Below are 16788 nucleotides of genomic sequence, written 5' to 3' on the forward strand. Positions count from 1 at the left end.
GCGGCGCGTGCTCGTCGTCGACGTCGACGTGCACCAGGGCGACGGCACGCACTCTCTCCTCGCCGGTGACGCCGACGCCTTCACCCTCTCGGTCAACGGCTGGCGGAACTACCCGTTCCGCCGGGTTCCCGGCGACCTCGACGTCGATCTCCCGGACGGGACCGGGGACGAGCGCTACCTCGACGAGCTCGGTGCCGTCCTACCGCGGGCACTCCGCCGCGCTCGGCCCGAGCTCTGTTTCGTGCTCGCCGGCGCCGACCCGTACGAGGGCGACCGGCTCGGACGGCTCGCGCTGACGAAGCACGGCCTGCGCGAGCGCGACGTGCTCGTGCGGGACGCGCTCGCGCAGGCCGGCGTTCCCGTCTGCCTGACGCTTGCGGGCGGCTACGCGGAGGACATCCGCGACACGGTCGAGATCAACGTGAACACGCTGCGCGTGTTCGCTTAGGCTCCCGCGGATGGCGACGGCTCCGACGGACCCTCCGAACGGCGCGGCGCGCAGGGTCGCAGTCGTCACGGGCGCGTCGTCCGGCATCGGCGAGGCGACGGCGCGACTGCTCGCTCGGAAGGGGTGGCATTGCGTCCTCGTCGCCCGCCGGGAGGACCGACTGCTGGAGATCGCGGCCGAGACGGGCGCCGAGGTCGAGGTCTGCGACGTCGGCGACCGCGAGGCGGTCGACGTCATGGCCGCCCGCGTGCTCGAGCGGCATCCGGCGATCGACCTGCTCCTCAACAACGCGGGCATGCCCGCGCGCGGCACGTTCCTCACGGTCGACCCGGAACTGGTCGAACGGGTGATCGACGTGAACTACCTCGGCGGCGTCTGGTGCACGCGGGCGTTCCTCCCCGGGCTCCGCTGGGCGGCGTCGGGCGGAAGCGGCGCGCACGTCGTCAACATGATCTCCGTTGCGGGAACCGTGGCCTTCGCCCCGGCCGGGGCGTACGCCGCCTCGAAGCATGCACAGCTCGCGTTCTCGCGCTCTCTGGCGTCGGCGCTGAGCGGCAGCGGGATCGCCGTCCACGCCGTGCTGCCCGGCTTTGTCGAGACCGAGGGCTTCCCGCAGAAGGGCGTGCTCAAGAGCCGGCTCCTGGGACGGTTCGTGATCCAGCCGCCGCGGGTCGCCGAGGCGGTGCTGACCGCGGTCGAGAAAGGCCGCCGCGAGGTGACGGTCCCGTGGTTCCCCTACCGGCCGATCTCGGTGCTGCAGGCGCTCGTCCCGGGGGTGGTCGGCCGGTTCGCCGGGATGTCGGACTACCGGCCCGGGTCGGTCTGAGGCGAATCGTCGCCACTCTCGCCCGCGGGATCGTTGAGCCGCGCGATCCACGCCGCGAAGAGCGGGTCGACGATCGTGTGGCCGCCCTCGTCGCGCTCCTCGATCTCCGCCGTCGCCGCGAGCCTCGGCAATGCCCGCCGGACGACATCCTTCGTGAGTTCGAGCCGCCGCAGGGCGGAGGCTCGGTACGGCGAACCGGAACCGAGCAGCAGCGCGCGCAGCGTCTTCTGCTCCGAGAGGTCGAGGCCGCGCCACTGTGCGTCGAACTCGGGGTCCAGCTCGGCCATCGCGGCGGCATGGGCGGCATCCCAGTCCTCGAGGGTCGCCTCGGCCCCGCGTGCGACCTCCTCCCAGAGCCGGTGCGCCAGGAGCATCGTCCGCTGCGGGTGTCCACGCCCGGCCTGGAGGAGCGGGTTGAGCGCCTCGCCGACGGCTCGACCCGTCGACTGGAAGCGGGCTGCGACATAGGCGGCGATGTCGGCGTCCGCGAGCCTCCCGAGCCGCATGGGGACCGCCGAGCCGTAGAGCGGGCGGTCCTTCGTCTCGAAGAGCAGGCGCATCAGGCCGGGCTCCGATCCGGCGAAGACATACGACGCGACCTCGCCGTGATGCTGGATGTGACTCCGGAGGAGGCCGTCCAGGCCGTCGATGCGGCCGATGTCCTGAAACTCGTCGAACGCGATCAGCGCCCGGTAGCCGCCCGCTGACTCCAGTCGGAGCGGCAGGTCGAGAAGCGCATGCAGCGCGGGGAGCGGGTCGCGAGTCGGCTCGAGCTGCAGCCGCGCGCTGATGCCGAACGCCCCGAGCGACAGCCCGACGCCGGTGCGCTGGAGGAATGCCTCGACGCGCCGTCGCAGCTCTCCCTTGAGGTGCTTGGCATAGGCGCGCTCGAGGCGGACCGTCACGTCGGCGATCGAGGAGACGCGATAGAGATCGACGAGTACCGGGACGAGCCCCTCGTCGCGCCCGCCGTCGTGCAACGCTCGCGTGAGCAGGCTCGTCTTCCCGTACTTTCGCGGCGCGTAGAGGCGGACGTAGTGCCCACCGATCGCATGTCGGAGCAGCAGGCGCACCTCGTCGTCGCGATCGACGATGTCCTCCGGCGGGACGGGACGGGAGTAGACGAACGGGTTGACGTCCACGATCATGCGTCACTCAGACTACCAGTCAGTAGTCTGTGTGACTACTAAGTGGTCGTCAGGGAGACACCTCGGGCATTCATTGCTTGCGCGCGAGGTACCAGCCGATCTCGACCTCGTGCACGGGCGGGGCCATCCGGGCGATCCGCTCGCGTTCCTCGCCCTCGAGGCCGACGAGGTCGAGGTACGTCTCCATGTCACGACGCTCCCGCACGATCTCGTTGGCGGTGACGATCAGGTCGTTGGCGTCGAGGTAGCCGCGAATGTCAGCGTCGGGGAGCAGGCGCGTGTGCGACGGGTCGCGCGCGCGCTCGAAACGGTCGAGCTCGAGGCTCCGCATCGGGTCGACGTCGCCGAGCTGGTCGGCGATCAGGAGGCGGCCCCCCGGCCGGGTCACACGCGCGATCTCCGAGACGACGAGCTCCGGGCGGGCGACGTGGTGCAGGACGCGGAGGCAGCCCACGAGGTCGAAGTCGCCGTAGGGGAACGGCAGCGCCTCGGCGTCGCCGAGCACGAACGTGCAGTTGTCGGGAGCGTCCTCGCGCGCGGCGGCGAGGTACTCCTCCGACGAGTCGACGCCGACGACCTCGCCGACGAGCGGCGCCAGGGCGTACGCGAGGGCGCCCGTACCGCAGCCGACGTCGAGCGCCCGCTCGTCGCCGCCGAGCGGCGAGAGGAGCCGGCCGATGCGCGCCTCGAGGTCGACGTGCCGTTCGGCCTGGAGCGCACGCCGGTGAGCGACGCGGTCGCTCACCCGACCACCTCGCGCGTCGCGCGCCCGGGCGCGACGCGAATCCCGCAGGCGAGCTCGTAGCCGATCGTGCCGGCGACGGCGGCGTGGGCCTCGAGCGTCATGCCGTCGCCGACGAGCGTCACGGGGGCTCCGCGCTCGGCCGGCCCGGGCAGGAGCACCGCGAAGGCGTCCATCGAGATCGTGCCGACCACGGGGACGCGCACGTCCGCGACGACGACGTCCGTCCCCGTCAGGTCGCGCCTGAAGCCGTCGGCGTAGCCGACAGGGACGATCCCGATCCAGCTCTCCGCCGTCGCGACGAACTGCCTGCCGTAGCCGGTCGACTCGCCGGGAGCGAGGCGCCGCACCTGCGCGAGCTCCGACTCCCAGCGCAGCGCGGGCCGGAGCCCCCATCGCGTTGCGTCCTGGCCACGGGGGTCGACGCCGTAGAGCGCGATGCCACACCGCACGGCGTCGAGGCGCGTCTCGGGCATGGTCAGCGCGGCGGCGCTGTTCGCCGCGTGCCGGACGTAGCGGCCGGCGTAGGGCTCGGTGGCGCGCAGGAATCGCTCGAACTGCTCCGACGCGAACGAGCGGTCGCTGTCGGCGGTGGCGAAGTGCGTCATCAGCCCCACCACCGAGCGGCCGGGAGCCGGAAGCTCGGCGAGACCCCATCTGCCCATCCCGGTGTCGAGCTTGAGGTGGACGGGGACGTCCTCCGGGACGCTTTCGTCGGCGACGGCCAGCTCCAGCCTCGCCCGGCGGGCAACAGCGACCTCATCGGCCGTCGTCGGGCCGAGCACCACGATGCGCGACGTCGGGAGCGCTTCCCGCAGAGGCACGGCCTCGCCCACCGTCGCAACGCAGATCGCGGTCGCCCCGCCCTCGAGCGCCGCGCGGGCCACGTCGGCCGCGCCATGGCCGTATGCGTCCGCCTTCACGACGGCCCAGAGCTCGCTCGGCCGCTGCATCGCCGCGAGCGTCCGCGCGTTCTCGCGGATCGCGCCGAGGTCGATCGTCACGAGCGAGCGGGTCATGGCGCCATTCTCCCGGAGCGGGCGTCGCTGCGCGGCGCCCGCCGGGCGTCCCGTCAGGCCAGCACCGAGGGAAGCGCGTCGACAACGTCAGAAGCGACCAGGCCGGCGCTGTACGGCGCGGCCCGGGCGGCCATCCCGTGCGCGACCGCAGCGGCGGCCGCAGCGTCGACCGGGTCGAGCCCCTTCGCCAGGAAGGCGCCGAGGATGCCCGTCAAGACGTCGCCGGTCCCGGCGGTGGCGAGAGACGGCGGCCCCGTGTCGCAGACGATCGTGCGCCCGTCGGGCGCGCGCACGATCGTGTCGGCGCCCTTGAGGAGGACGACTGCGCCGAAGCGCTCGGCGAGCCGTGCCGCGGCGTCGAGCCGATGGCCCGAGACCCAGTCGGACTCCGAGTCGAGGAGGCGGGCGGCCTCGCCCGCGTGAGGAGTGAGAACGAGCGTCCCGCTGCGCTCCACCGGCTCGAGCCCGAAGAGCCCGTCGGCATCCACCACCGTGGGGAGCTGTGAGCGCTCGAGCAGCTCGCGGACGAGCGTGCGCGCCCCGTCCGAGCGGCCGAGGCCGGGGCCGAGCGCGAGCGCCGTCGCCCGGCGGAGGTCCGGGCCCAGCCCTTCGACGGCGTCGACCCACTCGAACCCCCGTTTCACGGGCTCGAGCGCGAGGATCTCTGCGACCTCCAGCGACGCCGTCGGAACCGCAAGGGTGACGTATCCGGCATCGGCGCGGAGCGCGGCTCTCGCGCTGAGCACGGCCGCGCTCGTCGTGCCCGGCGCCCCGCCCACGACGAGGAGCGAGCCCGCAGTGAACTTCGTGTCGCGCTCTCCGCGGCGCGGCACGCGCTCCAGGAGCGCAGGCGTTGCGCGAACGGCCGCCGTCGGGGCAGGCTCGAGCCCGATGCCTGCGACCACGACCCGCCCGGCGCGAAACCTCCCGGGAGCCACGACGAGCCCGACCTTGCGGCCGTGGAACGTCACGGTCAGATCCGCCCGGACGGCGGCGCCCGCGACTTCGCCGGTCGACGAATCGACGCCCGACGGCACGTCCACCGACACGACGGGGGCACCGCTCCCGTTGATCCGCTCGATCAGCTCCGCCGCATCCGGCCGAGGCTTGCCATGGAAGCCGGTCCCGAAGAGCGCGTCGACGACGAGGTCGGCGCCCACGAGGTCGTCGCTCTCGACCGCGTCCCTGCCGGCCTCGCGGAGCACGCGAGCGGCGATCCGGCCGTCGCCGCCGTTGGCGCCGCCGCCGCAGACGGCCACGACGCGGCGCACATCCGGGTAGGACGCAAGGATCTCGTCCGCGACGGCCCGGCCGGCACGCTCCATCAGCTCCTCGGCCGTGCCCGGGTATCCCGGGTAGCGCGCCTCCGCGACACGCATCTCGTCCGCGGTGTAGAGCGGCTCGTGCATCACGGCCGCGGGCGGCGTACGGGCGGCGTCTCGAGGTCGGCGACGCAGGTTGCGGCCGCGACGGTGTGGGAGTGCGTCAGCGAGACGTCGATCTCGCGCATGCCGACCTTCTCGGCCCAGCGCAGCGTCTTCCCGGCGAGGGTGACGCCCGGCTTCGGCGGGCCGACGATCTCGATCTCCTTCCACGTGAAGAGGACGCCGCAGCCGAGCGCCTTGCCGACCGCCTCCTTGCCGCAGAAGCGGGCCGCGTACGACTCGGCCGGATTCCGTCGCGACTCGCAGTAGGCCTGCTCGTCGGGCGTGAAGCAGCGGTCGCGGAAACCGGGACGCTCGAGCGCGCGCCGGATCCGCTCGATCTCGATCACGTCGGTGCCGATCCGGACGGCCACCGCGTCAGAGCGACCGCTCGAGCCAGCCCGGCAGGTCGGCGATCGAGCTGAGCACGACGTCGGGGCGTGCATCGAGGCCCTCGAGCGTGTCCGGCCGAAACTTCCCCGTCCGGACGAGCGCCGTGCGCATGCCGAAGAGCTGGGCGGCCCGGATGTCGGCCTCCGGGTCGTCGCCGACGAGCCACGTCAGCTCGGGCTCGGCGCCGAGCGCGTCGAGCGCCGCCGCGAAATAGGCGGGGCTCGGCTTCCCGAGCACGGTCGCCTCGACTCCGGTCGCGTACTCGAGGCCCGCGACGAAGGCGCCCGCGTCGAGGAGCGGACCGCGGCTCGTCTGCCACCAGCGGTTCTTGTGGAGGCAGTAGAGCTCGGCGCCCATCTGGATCTCCGAGAAGGCGCGCGCCAGGTTCATGTAGCTGAAGACCTGGTTCGGCTCGAGTGTCTCGTCGCAGCCGCCGAGCAACACCGCGTGGGCCCCGTCGCCGACGAGAGCGAGCCCTTCGAGGTCGGGAACGACCCCGGCCATGACGAGCGCGCAGACCCGCTTGCCGGCGAGCTCGCGCGCCGCTGTCCCCGCGGGCGTCTGCAGCTCGCCGTCCTCGACGTCGAAGCCGAGCGTGCGAAGCTCCTCCGCGAGCTGGGCCCGCGGCCGGGTCGAGTTGTTCGTGACGAAACGGAGGGCATGCCCCTCGCGACGCAGCTCGGCGACGGCATCCTGCGCGCCGGGGATCGCCGCCCCGGAGACGTGCAGCACTCCGTCGACGTCCAGGAGAATGCACGCCATGGGCCGGGAGCCTATACGTGTCACGCGCTCGGTCTCGCTCGACCCCGACGAGATCGAGCTCCGCGTCTCACGCTCCTCCGGCCCGGGCGGGCAGCACGCCAACAAGGCGGCAACGCGTGTCGAGGCGGTGTTCGACGTCGAGGCGTCGCCGTCGCTCTCGCCGGCCCAGAAACGGCGCGTCGTCGCGAAGGCCGGGCCCGTGCTCCGCGCCGTGGCGCAGGACGAGCGCAGCCAGGCGCGCAACCGGGAGCTCGCCGTCGAGCGGCTGGTCGCAAAGCTCGCGGAGGCGCTGCGGGTGGAGCGACGGCGCGTCGCCACTCGGCCCTCGGCGGCCGCCCGCGAGCGTCGTCTCGCGGAGAAGCGCCGCCGGGCGGGCGTCAAACGCAACCGGGCGCAGCCCGAGGCCGAATAGGCCCGTGTCGAAGCCCCTGACCCCCGAGCTCGTGGAACCGCTGCTCCGGGGGCGCTTCGGCAGGCCGTACCTGTGGAGCGAAGGCTGCGCGTCGACGCAGGACGCGCTGCGGGGCAGTGCGCTGGCCGAGGGAGCCGTCGCCGTCACGGAGCACCAGACGGCAGGCCGGGGCCGCGACGGACGTCGCTGGGAGGATGCCCCGGGCCTGGGGCTTCTCCTTTCGGTGCTCCTGCGCCCGCCCTCGGGGTCGCCCGTGCAGCAGCTCTCGCTCGTCGCGGGCCTCGCCGTCGCGGAGACGGTCGAGGACGCGCGTGACCTGGCCGCGGTCAAGTGGCCGAACGACGTGCTCCTCGGCGGCCACAAGGTCGCGGGGATCCTGCTCGAGTCCTCGGGCGTGGAGGTCGTCTGCGGGATCGGCGTCAACGTCCTGCAGACCGAGGCCGAGCTACCGGCGAATGCGCGGCTGCCTGCGGCGTCGCTCCTGACGGCAACAGGGCACGCTCCGGACCGCGCGGAGCTGCTCGTCTCGCTGCTCGAGACGCTCGAGCACCGCTACGACTCCTGGCGGCGGCGCGGCCTCACGTCATTTCTCGACGAGCTCGAGGCACGAAACGCGCTGCGCGGGAGGCGTGTCGAGGTGGGCGGCGAGGCGGGGACGGCGGGCCGGATCGCGCCCGACGGGCGGCTGACACTGCTTCGGGCCGACGGGACGACGGTGCTCGTCGCGAGCGGGGAGGTGCAGGAAGGGGGGCGAGGCTGAAGCCACGCCCCGCGCCGGCCGGGAGCGGCGGCGGTCGGTGGCGTCAGGACACGTGCGTGTAGCCGAAGCGGCCTTTGATGCAGAGGTTGCCGAGCGTGACGTCGTGGTCGGCCGGGCTCGTCACCTTGACGATCGCGTTGTCCTGGACGTGGAGCTCGAGCGAGCACCCGACGCCGCAGTAGGGGCACGTCGTCTCGGTCACCACCTGCTCGTCCTCGCGCCACTCGCCGGCTTCCCGCAGCTCGTGCTCCGAGCGAAACATCAGAGCGCCCGTCGGGCAGACGGCGATGCAGTTCCCGCAGTAGACGCACGCGGACTCCGGGAGCGGCGTCGCGAGCTCCGTCGAGATGCGGGCGTCGAAGCCGCGCCCGGCGACGTGGATCGCGAACGTGTTCTGGTGCTGCTCGCCGCAGGCGTCGACGCACTTGTAACAGAGGATGCACTTCGCGTAGTCCCGAACGTAGAGCTCGTTGTCGACCTTCACCGGCTGGTGCACGGTTGCCGCGGTGCGGCCGTCGGGAACGACGTGATGGCCGGTACGGGCCCGATCGCGGTCCGTGGTCGGCGGGGCCGGCGGGCCGAAACGCTCGGGCTCGGCGCCGTAGCGCTCGAGGTACTCCGGCGCGACAGGCGTCGTCGTCAGGTCGACCGAGGAGGCGAGGAGCTCCATCACGAGTTTGCGCGAGAGCCGAACACGCTCGGAGTCCGTCTGCACCTTCATCCCCGCGTCCACCTTGCGCGAGCAGGCGGGTACGAGCACGCGCGAGCCCTCGAGCTCGACGACGCAGACGCGGCAGACGTTCGCGGGCTCGAGCGTCTCGCCGTAGCAGAGGGTCGGCGTATCGATGCCGAGCTGGCGGCAGGCGTCGAGGATCGTCGAGCCCTCGAACACGCGGACCGGCTGACCGTCGACCTCGAGCTCGACCATGCGTCTCGGTGCGAGCAGCTCGCTCATGCAGCGCCTTCCTGGAAGACGTGAAGGCGACGGATCGCCGACTCGACGGCGCTCGAGGCCGTCTGGCCGAGACCGCAGATCGACGCGTCACGCATGCACTGGCCGACCTCGGCGATGAGCGCCAGCTCGCGCTCGACGCCACCGCGCGGCTCACCGGCGAGCAACCTCGCCAGAGACTCCTCCTGTCGAACGGTGCCGACGCGGCACGGGACGCACTGCCCGCAGGACTCGTCGCGGAAGAACCCGGCGATCCGCATCAGCAGCCGGGGCAGGTCGATGGTCTCGTCGAGCACGAGCACCACACCGGAGCCGAGCGTCGTCCCGGCTTCGCGAACACCCTCGAACGTGAGCGCGACGTCGAGGTCGTCAGGACCGAGAAAGCCGCCTGCGGCACCGCCCATCAGCACGGCCTGTAGCGCCCGTCCACCCGGCACCCCGCCCGCCAGATCGAGGATCTCGCGCAGGGTCGCGCCGAACGGCACCTCGTACGTCCCCGGCCGGGCGACGTGGCCGGAGACGCAGAGGAGCTTCGTCCCCGTCGAGCCTTCGGTGCCGACCTCCGCGAACGACGGGCCTGAGCCGAGCACGACGTCGAGCACGTTGACGAGCGTCTCGACGTTGTTGACCACCGTCGGCTTGCCGAAAAGCCCGACCTCGACCGGGAACGGCGGCTTGTTCCGCGGCTCGCCACGCCTGCCCTCGATCGACTCGAAGATCGCAGTCTCCTCGCCGCAGATGTACGCCCCCGCGCCGCGCCGAATCTCGACGTCGAAGGCGAAGCCCTCCCCCATCACGTCGTCGCCGAGGAAGCCGCGCTCGCGCGCCTGCTCGAGAGCGTGCTCGAGGGCATGACGCGCCTCGGGATACTCGCCGCGCAGGTAGACGTAGCCGCGCTCGCAGCCGGTCGCATGGGCGGCGATGGTCATCGCCTCGACGACCGCGAACGGGTCGCCCTCAAGCACCGCACGGTCCTTGAACGTCCCCGGCTCGGATTCGTCCGCGTTGCAGATCAGGTAGTGAGGACGGGCGGGCTGCTTCGCCACCGCCTCCCACTTGACGCCGGTCGGGAAGGCCGCACCGCCGCGCCCGAGGAGCTTCGAGTCGGACACCTCCCGGAGCACCCCCGCCGGACCGAGCTCGAACGCACGCCGTAGCGCCGCGTAGCCACCATGCGCGCGGTAGTCGTCGATGCTCGAGGGGTCGACGACGCCGACGCGGCGCAGGAGGCGCAATGCCGGATCGCCCGCCTGCGGAAGCGGCGCCGACGGCGAGGGTGCTGGCTTGCCGCCCGCGAGGAGCGCGAGGACGGCGTCCGCCGCGACGGGCGCCTGCGCCCGCTCGAGCGGCTCCTCGCCGGCAACCGAGACGAGCGCGGCGGGCGCGCGGTCGCACTGCCCGAGACACGGGCTCCGGTACCAGGTCGTCGAGCCGTCGTCCGAGAGCTCGCCCTCGGGGCCGAAGCGCTCCTCGACCTGCGCGACGAGGTCCTGCGCGCCGTGGCAGCGGCAGGCGATGTCGTCGCACACGTGGACGACGCGGGCCGGGCGCGGCTCGAGCGCGAGGAGCGCGTAGAACGACGCGACGCCGTACGCGTCTGCGGGAGGGATGGTCAGCCGCCGGCAGATCTCGTTGAGCCCGCCCGGGCTGATCCAGCCGATCCGCTCCTGCAGAGCCCAGAGCGCGGGGAGGAGCAGATGCCGCCTCGCACGGGCAGAGTGGCCCCCCGCGGCCGTGTTGCCCTCCGCACCTACCGACCGCGCGCCGCCCTCCCAGCCGGAGGTGGGCTCGCCGAGGACCTCGTCGAGCGCGGCGCGCTCGCTCGGCGTCGGTTCTGCGTTCGGAACGAGCTTGAGGTCCATTCAGGCCGTGGCCTCCGCAGGCTCCCGTTCACCCGCGCTCAGAGCTCGCTCCGCAGGGGCGAGCTTCTCGACGCGGATCGCGGCCGCCTTGAACTCCGCCGTGCCGGACTTCGGGTCGGTCGCATCGATCGTGAGCTGGTTGACGTCGACCTGGTCGGGGAAGTGGAACGTCATGAATGCGAGCCCCGCCCGGAGCGACGGGTCGATCCGCGCGGGCGCTTCGACCGACCCGCGCCGGGACGCAACGCGCACGACCTCGCCCGCAGCGATCCCGAGCCGCTCGGCGTCCTCCGGCGAGATGTCGAGCGACTCTCCGCGGTGGAGCGGCGAGCGATACCGGTTGGACTGTGCGCCCGTGTTGTAGGACTCGAGCCGGCGCCCCGTCGTGAGCCGAATCGGGTACTCCGCGTCGAGTGCCTCGAACGGTGGCTTCGCGTCGACGACGCTGAACGGCGCGAGCGGCCCCTCGACCGGGTCGGCCCAGAGGCGGCCGTGGAGGAAGAGCGAGCCCGGATGCTCGTCGTCGGGACACGGCCACTGGAGGCCGCGCAGCGCGTCGAGCCGGTCGTAGCGCATGCCGCGGTGCATCGGCGAGAGGGAACGGCACTCGTCCCAGATCTGCTCGGCGGTCGGGTGGCCCCAGTCGTGGCCGAGCCTGCGCGCCAGCTCGGAGAGGATCCACGTGTCGTCGCGTGCGTCGCCGGGCGGGTCGAGCGCCTTGCGGACGCGCTGTACGCGCCGCTCGCTGTTCGTCACGGTCCCCTCGGCCTCGCACCACGAGGCGGTCCCCGGCAGCACGACGTCCGCCATCTCCGCGGTCTTCGTCAGCACGATGTCCTGGACGACGAGGAGGTCGAGCTCGCGGAGCAGCTTCCGGGCATGGTTGACGTCTGCCTCCGACTGCGCGGGGTTCTCGCCGATCACGTACAGCGTCCGCAGCTCGCCGCGCTCCATCGCATGGAACATCTGCGTCAGGTGCCAACCGTAATGTGGGGGGATCGGGCCGCCCCAGGCGGCCTCGAACCGGGCGCGCGCGTCGTCGTCGCGCTCGATGTCCTGGAAGCCGGGAAGCTTGTTCGGGATGGCGCCCATGTCGCCACCGCCCTGGACGTTGTTCTGACCGCGCAGCGGGTTGAGGCCGGAGCCGTAGCGGCCGACGTGGCCGCACAGCAGCCCGAGGTTGATCAGCGAAAGAACGTTGTCGACCGCGTTGTGGTGCTCGGTGATCCCGAGCGTCCAGCAGATCATCGCCCGATCGGCACGGGCGTAGGCGTGCGCGGTCTCCCGGATCACGGCGGCAGGCACGCCCGTCAGGCGCTCACCCTCCTCCAGCGTGTACGGCTCGACCGAGGCCGCGTACTCGGCGAACCCCTCGGTGGCGCGCTCGACGAAGGGGCGGTTGTGCAGCCCTTCGTGGATGATCTCGCGCGCCATCGCGTTCGAGAGCGCGATGTCCGAGCCGACATCGAGGCCGAGCCAGCGGTCGGCCCACTGCGCGGAGCTCGTGCGCCGAGGGTCGACGGCGAAGAGGCGCGCCCCGTTCCGCACCCCTTTCAGGAGGTGGTGGAAGAAGATGGGGTGCGTCTCCCGGGCGTTCGAGCCCCAGAGGAGGACGACGTCCGTGTCCTCGATCTCGCGGTACGACGACGTGCCGCCGCCCGCTCCGAACACCGTCGCCAGACCGACGACGCTGGGCGCGTGTCAGGTGCGGTTACACGAGTCGATGTTGTTCGTCGCCATCACCTGGCGCGCGAACTTCTGCGCCAGGAAGTTCATCTCGTTCGTCGCCTTCGAGCACGAGAAGATCCCGAAGGACGTCGACGCGTCGACCTCCCGCGCCCGCGCGAACCCGGCGGCGACGGTGTCGAGTGCTTCGTCCCAGGACGCGGGGCGAAGCTCGGCGCCGTCGCGAACGAGCGGCGTCGTGAGGCGACCCTTGGGCATGGACGGCATGCGGCTCCTTCGGACGCTGACCCGTTCAATCTAGCCAGGGCCACGTCCGCCGCGCAGGCGTCAGCGCGCGGCGTTGACGGCGAGCGCGGCGAGCTCCTCCGGCGTGTCCGCATCCGCGAGCAGCGGGACAGGCACATCGACGACGGTGGTGTTGACGCCCCGCAGCGAGCGCTCGCCGGAGGCGACGCGCCGTTCGAGCTCGGGCAGGAGCGAGGTCGGATACCCGCCCGGGAGCGGCACGCGGGCCGACGGCACTGCGCAGGCCTCGCCCAGTGCGCGCAGGACGGCAACCGTCACGAGCGGCACGTCGACCGGGAGCGCGACGACCCGCTCGTGGCTCGCCCGGCGCAGCCCGGCGATCAGCCCGTACACGGGCGCGCGCTCGTCGGTGCCGTCGTCGAGGACCGGGAACGGCAGCCCGTCGAGCTCGTGCGCCTTGCCGACGACGAGCACCTCGTCGCAGGCCTCCGTGAGCAGCCGATGGCCGCGAACCGCGAGCGGCTCGCCGAGAAACGGCGCCAACGCCTTCGGCGAGCCGAAGCGCGAGGACGCGCCGCCCACGAGGAGCACTCCCGTGAGCCGGATCACGCGACGATGCGCTCGGGCGCGGTGTAGACGGTCGCGGCTCCGTCGCGGACGAACCCGCACAGGGTCACGCCGCGATCCGCTGCGAGCTCCACGGCGAGGGACGACGGCGCCCCGACCGCGACCAGCACGGGGCAGCCGGCGACGGCCGCCTTCTGCACGAGCTCGAACGAGAGGCGCCCGCTCACGCAGAGGATCCACCGCGCGAGCGGCAGCCGTCCGTCGCCGAACGCCCACCCGATCACCTTGTCCATCGCGTTGTGGCGGCCCACGTCCTCGCGGACGCAGATCAGCTCCCCGTCGGGCGCGAAGAGACCGGTCCCGTGAAGGCCGCCGGTGGCGGCGAAGGTCGTTTGTGCCGCCTGAAGCGCTTCGGGCAGCGCGGCCACGACGCCGAACGGCACGCTCAGGTCGCTCTCGATCCGGGGCGCATCGACGGCGACCGCCTCGAGTGCGCCCTTGCCGCACACCCCGCAGGACGACGACGTGTAGAAGGAGCGCTGGATACGGCCGAGGTCGGCATCCGGCGCATCGACCTCGACGACGTTCGCCGCCAGGTCCTCGGGCGGCCGGGCAGACGTGGGCCTGAGCCCTTCGGTGAGGCAGAAGCCGAGCGAGAGCTCCTCGTCGTGCCCGGGCGTCCGCATCGTCACCGCGACGGCGGTCCCGTTGACACGGATCTCGAGCGGCTCCTCCACGGCGAGGCGGTCGCCCTCCTGCACTCCGCTCGGAAGCCTGCGCACGGTCGCGCGTGCCGTCTCGTGGGGCGTCGCCATGCGCTGAGAGTAGATCGGGCACGCGTCGCCGACGCGGAGCCGGGGCGGACCCGGCCCCGCGTCGGCGGCGTCTCACTCGTCGTCGAACACGAATCGGGCGACCGACGGATCGTGGTCGCTCGCCTGGTCCGCGAACTCCGCGTTCACGTGGACGACGTCGTAGGAGGTCTCGCTCTTGTCGAGCTTGTCGCTCACGAGCATCTGGTCGAGCACCTGGGAGTTGCCCTCGAAGACGTACGAGTAGCGCTCCGCCTTGGGGAGCCGGTCCATCAGGTTCACGAGCGCCCCGCCGCCCTCGAGGGTCTGCAGCGTCTCGGAGAACTCGAAGTCGTTGAGATCGCCGAGCACGACGATGCGCGCGTTCTTGAACGTACCGAGGATCTGGTCGACGAAATCGTTCACGACCTGCGCCTGCTGGTGGCGCTGCACCTCGGAAGGCCTCACCGTCGGCTGGAACCGGCCGAAGAGAGGACTGTCGCCGCCCTTCGAGTTGAAGTGGTTCACGATCACGAACAGTGTCTGCCCGCGGAAGCGAAGCTCGGTCGCGAGGGGCTTGCGGCTGTCCGTCCACGCAGGGTTCTGCGGGTCGATCCGGCCCGGGCTGTAGGTGAGCTGCACCTTGTTGTTCTTGCCGGTGACGCCGTTCGGTGTCGTGGAGGTGGCGCCCGGCCGGTCGACGAAAGCGAGCCCGCGATCGGTGCGGAACAGGAGCCCGACGCGGATGTTGCCGCCCGGCTGCCCGCCGTCCTCGTCGTTCACGGGGTCGATCTGACGGAACTGGTACGCGGGTCCGCCCGCGGCCTCGATCGCCGCGATCAGCTGCTGGAAGGTCAGCGTCGCGTCGGTGACGCCGGAGTCCGCCGGCCCGCTGTTGTCCTGGATCTCCTGGACCGCCACGACGTCCGGCGAGCGGAGGTTGTCGACGATCAGGCCCGCCAGACGCGCGAACTTCGCCGGCGGATCGACGGGAGACAGGTTCTCGACGTTGAAGCTGGCAACGGCGAGCTCCTCGGGACGCTGCGGCCGGGCCGCCTCGCGCACCAGGCCTCCGTCGACCCGCGTGAGCGCGCTCGTCAGCTGGATCTCGTAGTTGCCGAAGTTGTAGTCGAGCACCCCCACCGGGTCGGAGGTGAAGTGGTCGCCGACGTTGACCGCCGGCGTCCCGCCCGGCCCGATGATGTCGTCCTCGAGCTGGATGCGCTCGGGATTGAAGTCGGCCGGCGCGATCACGATGCCCTGCCGCGCAGTCCTGATCCCGGCGCCTGCGCCGTCGTTCGCGAGCACCCAGACCTCCCCGAAGCCGTTCGTCGGCCCGACGACGACCGGGTCGGGCACGCGGAGCAGCATCCCCTCGAGGCTCTCCCAGAAGTCGATCCCGTCCGTGGCCGGGTCGAACGAGCCGCTCGTCTCGACGTCGCCATTCGCATCGTCCTCGATCACGCTCGAGGGCGGAACGCGCCCTCCCGCGCCGATCAGCGTCCGGGCGATCGCAGCGCCGGGCCCGCCCGCGGTCACCGTCGGCGAGGTGAGCTCGGTCGTCGTCAGGTTCGCGCTCGTGGCGCCGCCCGGCCGGAACTCCGTCACCCGGCCGCTCACGGTGACCGCCTGTCCGACCGAGACCGATGCGCCGATGCCGGTCGCGAAGACGAGGATCGCGTCCGACGTGGCGACGCTGCCGTCGCCGGTCGCGTCCTGCATCGTGAAGCTGTTCGGCCGGACGGATGTGACCACGCCGGGCGCCGAGACGACACGGCCGACGAGCGGCGAGACGTGCGACGCGCCCTGCACGTCGTAGATCCGAGCTGCGAGCGCGACGGTCGTGAACGAGAAGACGTGGTCGCTCGCCATCGTGTCGGGTGGGTCGTTCGTGTCGACGTCCGAGACTCCCGCGTCGTCCACGATCACCGTGCACGACTCGCCCGGCAGGAAGTCGGCCGTCGGGTCGAGCGTGTACGTCGTCGGCCCTCCGGAGAGCCCGAATGCGTGCGCGCCGCTGGCGGCGCACGAGATCGAGAACGTCGTCGGCGCGACGGAGACGGGCTCGCTGAACGTGATGCCGACAGCTGATGTCGTCGACACGCCCGTTGCGCCGGCGGCAGGGGAGGTGCTCGCGACGAAGGGAGCGTCGCCGACGACGGTGTGCGCGCCGAGGCCGTCGACGGCGTCGGTGGCGAAGCCGTCCCACTCCACGGAGGGATCGAAGGCATCGGCGCCGTTCGCGTCGCCGGCCACGATCGCCCCCTTGCGGCGGAGCGTGTTGTCGGCCGTGCTCTGGAGGCCCGAGCCCCACTCGGTCCCGGGGTCGAAACCGATCTGGCCGATCACGTCGAGGACGGTCGTGCCCTTGCGCAGGACGACCGCGTCGTCACCGTTGAACCAGCCTGAACCGTTCGTCTGGTCGGCCTGGGCGAGGATCGTCGCGTTCGCGCTCGACTGCGCGACCACGTACACGTCGCCGTTCGCGACGGTACCGGTGAGGTTGATCGTCAGCCCTGCCGTGGCCGAGCCGTTGAAGAAGATCTGGACGTTGTAGCCCCCGGCCGCGAGATCGATCGCGCCGCTGGTGCCGTTGTAGACCTCGAGCGCCTTGTTGTTGCTCGTGCCCTCGATGTACTCCGAGAAGAACAGGTCGGTCGGAGCGGCCGCCGCGCTCTGCGCTCCGGCGAGCGCGCAGACGAGCACGGTCACGGCCAGGACGAGACGGCGTGGCATCGATTCTCCCCTTG

General features: G+C 72.1%; 15 protein-coding genes and 1 pseudogene. 4 read left to right on the forward strand and 12 right to left on the reverse strand.

The genetic code is table 11. The annotated features are described in order from the left end of the window. Nucleotides 1–448: pseudogene (locus VNM44_RS13995) on the forward strand (histone deacetylase); the annotation flags it as partial. Between the two features lie 10 nt (nucleotides 449–458). Continuing rightward, on the forward strand, nucleotides 459–1274 hold the full coding sequence (locus VNM44_RS14000; protein WP_325626504.1) for an SDR family NAD(P)-dependent oxidoreductase: 816 nt from the start codon (nucleotides 459–461) through the stop codon (nucleotides 1272–1274). On the opposite strand, the gene VNM44_RS14005 is transcribed toward VNM44_RS14000, so the two are convergent. The 6 genes from VNM44_RS14005 to VNM44_RS14030 form a co-directional block, all read right to left on the reverse strand. Further along, nucleotides 1253–2422 (reverse strand): hypothetical protein, encoded by a 1170-nt coding sequence (locus tag VNM44_RS14005; protein WP_325626505.1) that lies wholly within the window; start codon nucleotides 2420–2422, stop codon nucleotides 1253–1255. The genes VNM44_RS14000 and VNM44_RS14005 overlap by 22 nt on opposite strands. A 70-nt stretch (nucleotides 2423–2492) precedes the next feature. Continuing rightward, nucleotides 2493–3167 (reverse strand): class I SAM-dependent methyltransferase, encoded by a 675-nt coding sequence (locus VNM44_RS14010; RefSeq protein ID WP_325626506.1) that lies wholly within the window; start codon nucleotides 3165–3167, stop codon nucleotides 2493–2495. After that, nucleotides 3164–4183: an alanine racemase gene (alr, locus tag VNM44_RS14015; protein ID WP_325626507.1), complete on the reverse strand. Its 1020-nt coding sequence runs from the start codon at nucleotides 4181–4183 to the stop codon at nucleotides 3164–3166. The genes VNM44_RS14010 and alr overlap by 4 nt, the downstream gene beginning before the upstream one ends. A 53-nt stretch (nucleotides 4184–4236) precedes the next feature. After that, a complete protein-coding gene (locus tag VNM44_RS14020) occupies nucleotides 4237–5592 on the reverse strand; it encodes an NAD(P)H-hydrate dehydratase (protein ID WP_325626575.1) in 1356 nt (451 codons plus the stop codon). Then, nucleotides 5592–5981, reverse strand: a complete 390-nt coding sequence (locus VNM44_RS14025) for a holo-ACP synthase (protein ID WP_325626508.1) — start codon at nucleotides 5979–5981, stop codon at nucleotides 5592–5594. Before VNM44_RS14025 ends, VNM44_RS14020 begins: the two co-directional genes overlap by 1 nt. A 4-nt stretch (nucleotides 5982–5985) precedes the next feature. Next, complete coding sequence (locus VNM44_RS14030; protein WP_325626509.1) at nucleotides 5986–6762, reverse strand: TIGR01458 family HAD-type hydrolase; 777 nt, start codon at nucleotides 6760–6762, stop codon at nucleotides 5986–5988. Here VNM44_RS14030 and arfB point away from each other — a divergent pair. Beyond that, nucleotides 6761–7174: an alternative ribosome rescue aminoacyl-tRNA hydrolase ArfB gene (gene arfB, locus VNM44_RS14035; RefSeq protein ID WP_325626510.1), complete on the forward strand. Its 414-nt coding sequence runs from the start codon at nucleotides 6761–6763 to the stop codon at nucleotides 7172–7174. The two genes, VNM44_RS14030 and arfB, sit on opposite strands and share 2 nt — an antisense overlap. A 4-nt stretch (nucleotides 7175–7178) precedes the next feature. Continuing rightward, nucleotides 7179–7934, forward strand: a complete 756-nt coding sequence (locus VNM44_RS14040; RefSeq protein ID WP_325626511.1) for a biotin--[acetyl-CoA-carboxylase] ligase — start codon at nucleotides 7179–7181, stop codon at nucleotides 7932–7934. Between the two features lie 43 nt (nucleotides 7935–7977). Here VNM44_RS14040 and VNM44_RS14045 read toward each other — a convergent pair whose 3' ends face one another. The 6 genes from VNM44_RS14045 to VNM44_RS14070 form a co-directional block, all read right to left on the reverse strand. After that, nucleotides 7978–8889, reverse strand: coding sequence for a 2Fe-2S iron-sulfur cluster-binding protein (locus VNM44_RS14045; RefSeq protein WP_325626512.1), 912 nt, complete (start codon nucleotides 8887–8889; stop codon nucleotides 7978–7980). Further along, complete coding sequence (locus VNM44_RS14050) at nucleotides 8886–10748, reverse strand: NAD(P)H-dependent oxidoreductase subunit E (protein WP_325626513.1); 1863 nt, start codon at nucleotides 10746–10748, stop codon at nucleotides 8886–8888. Before VNM44_RS14050 ends, VNM44_RS14045 begins: the two co-directional genes overlap by 4 nt. Next, nucleotides 10749–12701: a molybdopterin oxidoreductase family protein gene (locus VNM44_RS14055; protein ID WP_325626514.1), complete on the reverse strand. Its 1953-nt coding sequence runs from the start codon at nucleotides 12699–12701 to the stop codon at nucleotides 10749–10751. A 60-nt stretch (nucleotides 12702–12761) separates the two neighbouring features. Then, complete coding sequence (mobA, locus tag VNM44_RS14060; RefSeq protein WP_325626515.1) at nucleotides 12762–13289, reverse strand: molybdenum cofactor guanylyltransferase; 528 nt, start codon at nucleotides 13287–13289, stop codon at nucleotides 12762–12764. Continuing rightward, nucleotides 13286–14062 carry a formate dehydrogenase accessory sulfurtransferase FdhD gene (gene fdhD, locus VNM44_RS14065; protein WP_325626516.1) on the reverse strand — a complete coding sequence of 259 codons (777 nt, stop codon included), beginning with the start codon at nucleotides 14060–14062 and terminating at the stop codon, nucleotides 13286–13288. Before fdhD ends, mobA begins: the two co-directional genes overlap by 4 nt. A gap of 72 nt (nucleotides 14063–14134) precedes the next feature. Next, nucleotides 14135–16774 carry an Ig-like domain-containing protein gene (locus tag VNM44_RS14070; protein ID WP_325626517.1) on the reverse strand — a complete coding sequence of 880 codons (2640 nt, stop codon included), beginning with the start codon at nucleotides 16772–16774 and terminating at the stop codon, nucleotides 14135–14137. Nucleotides 16775–16788: the final 14 nt, after the last annotated feature.

The organism is Gaiella sp., from assembly GCF_035558935.1.
Taxonomy (GTDB): Bacteria; Actinomycetota; Thermoleophilia; order Gaiellales; family Gaiellaceae; genus Gaiella.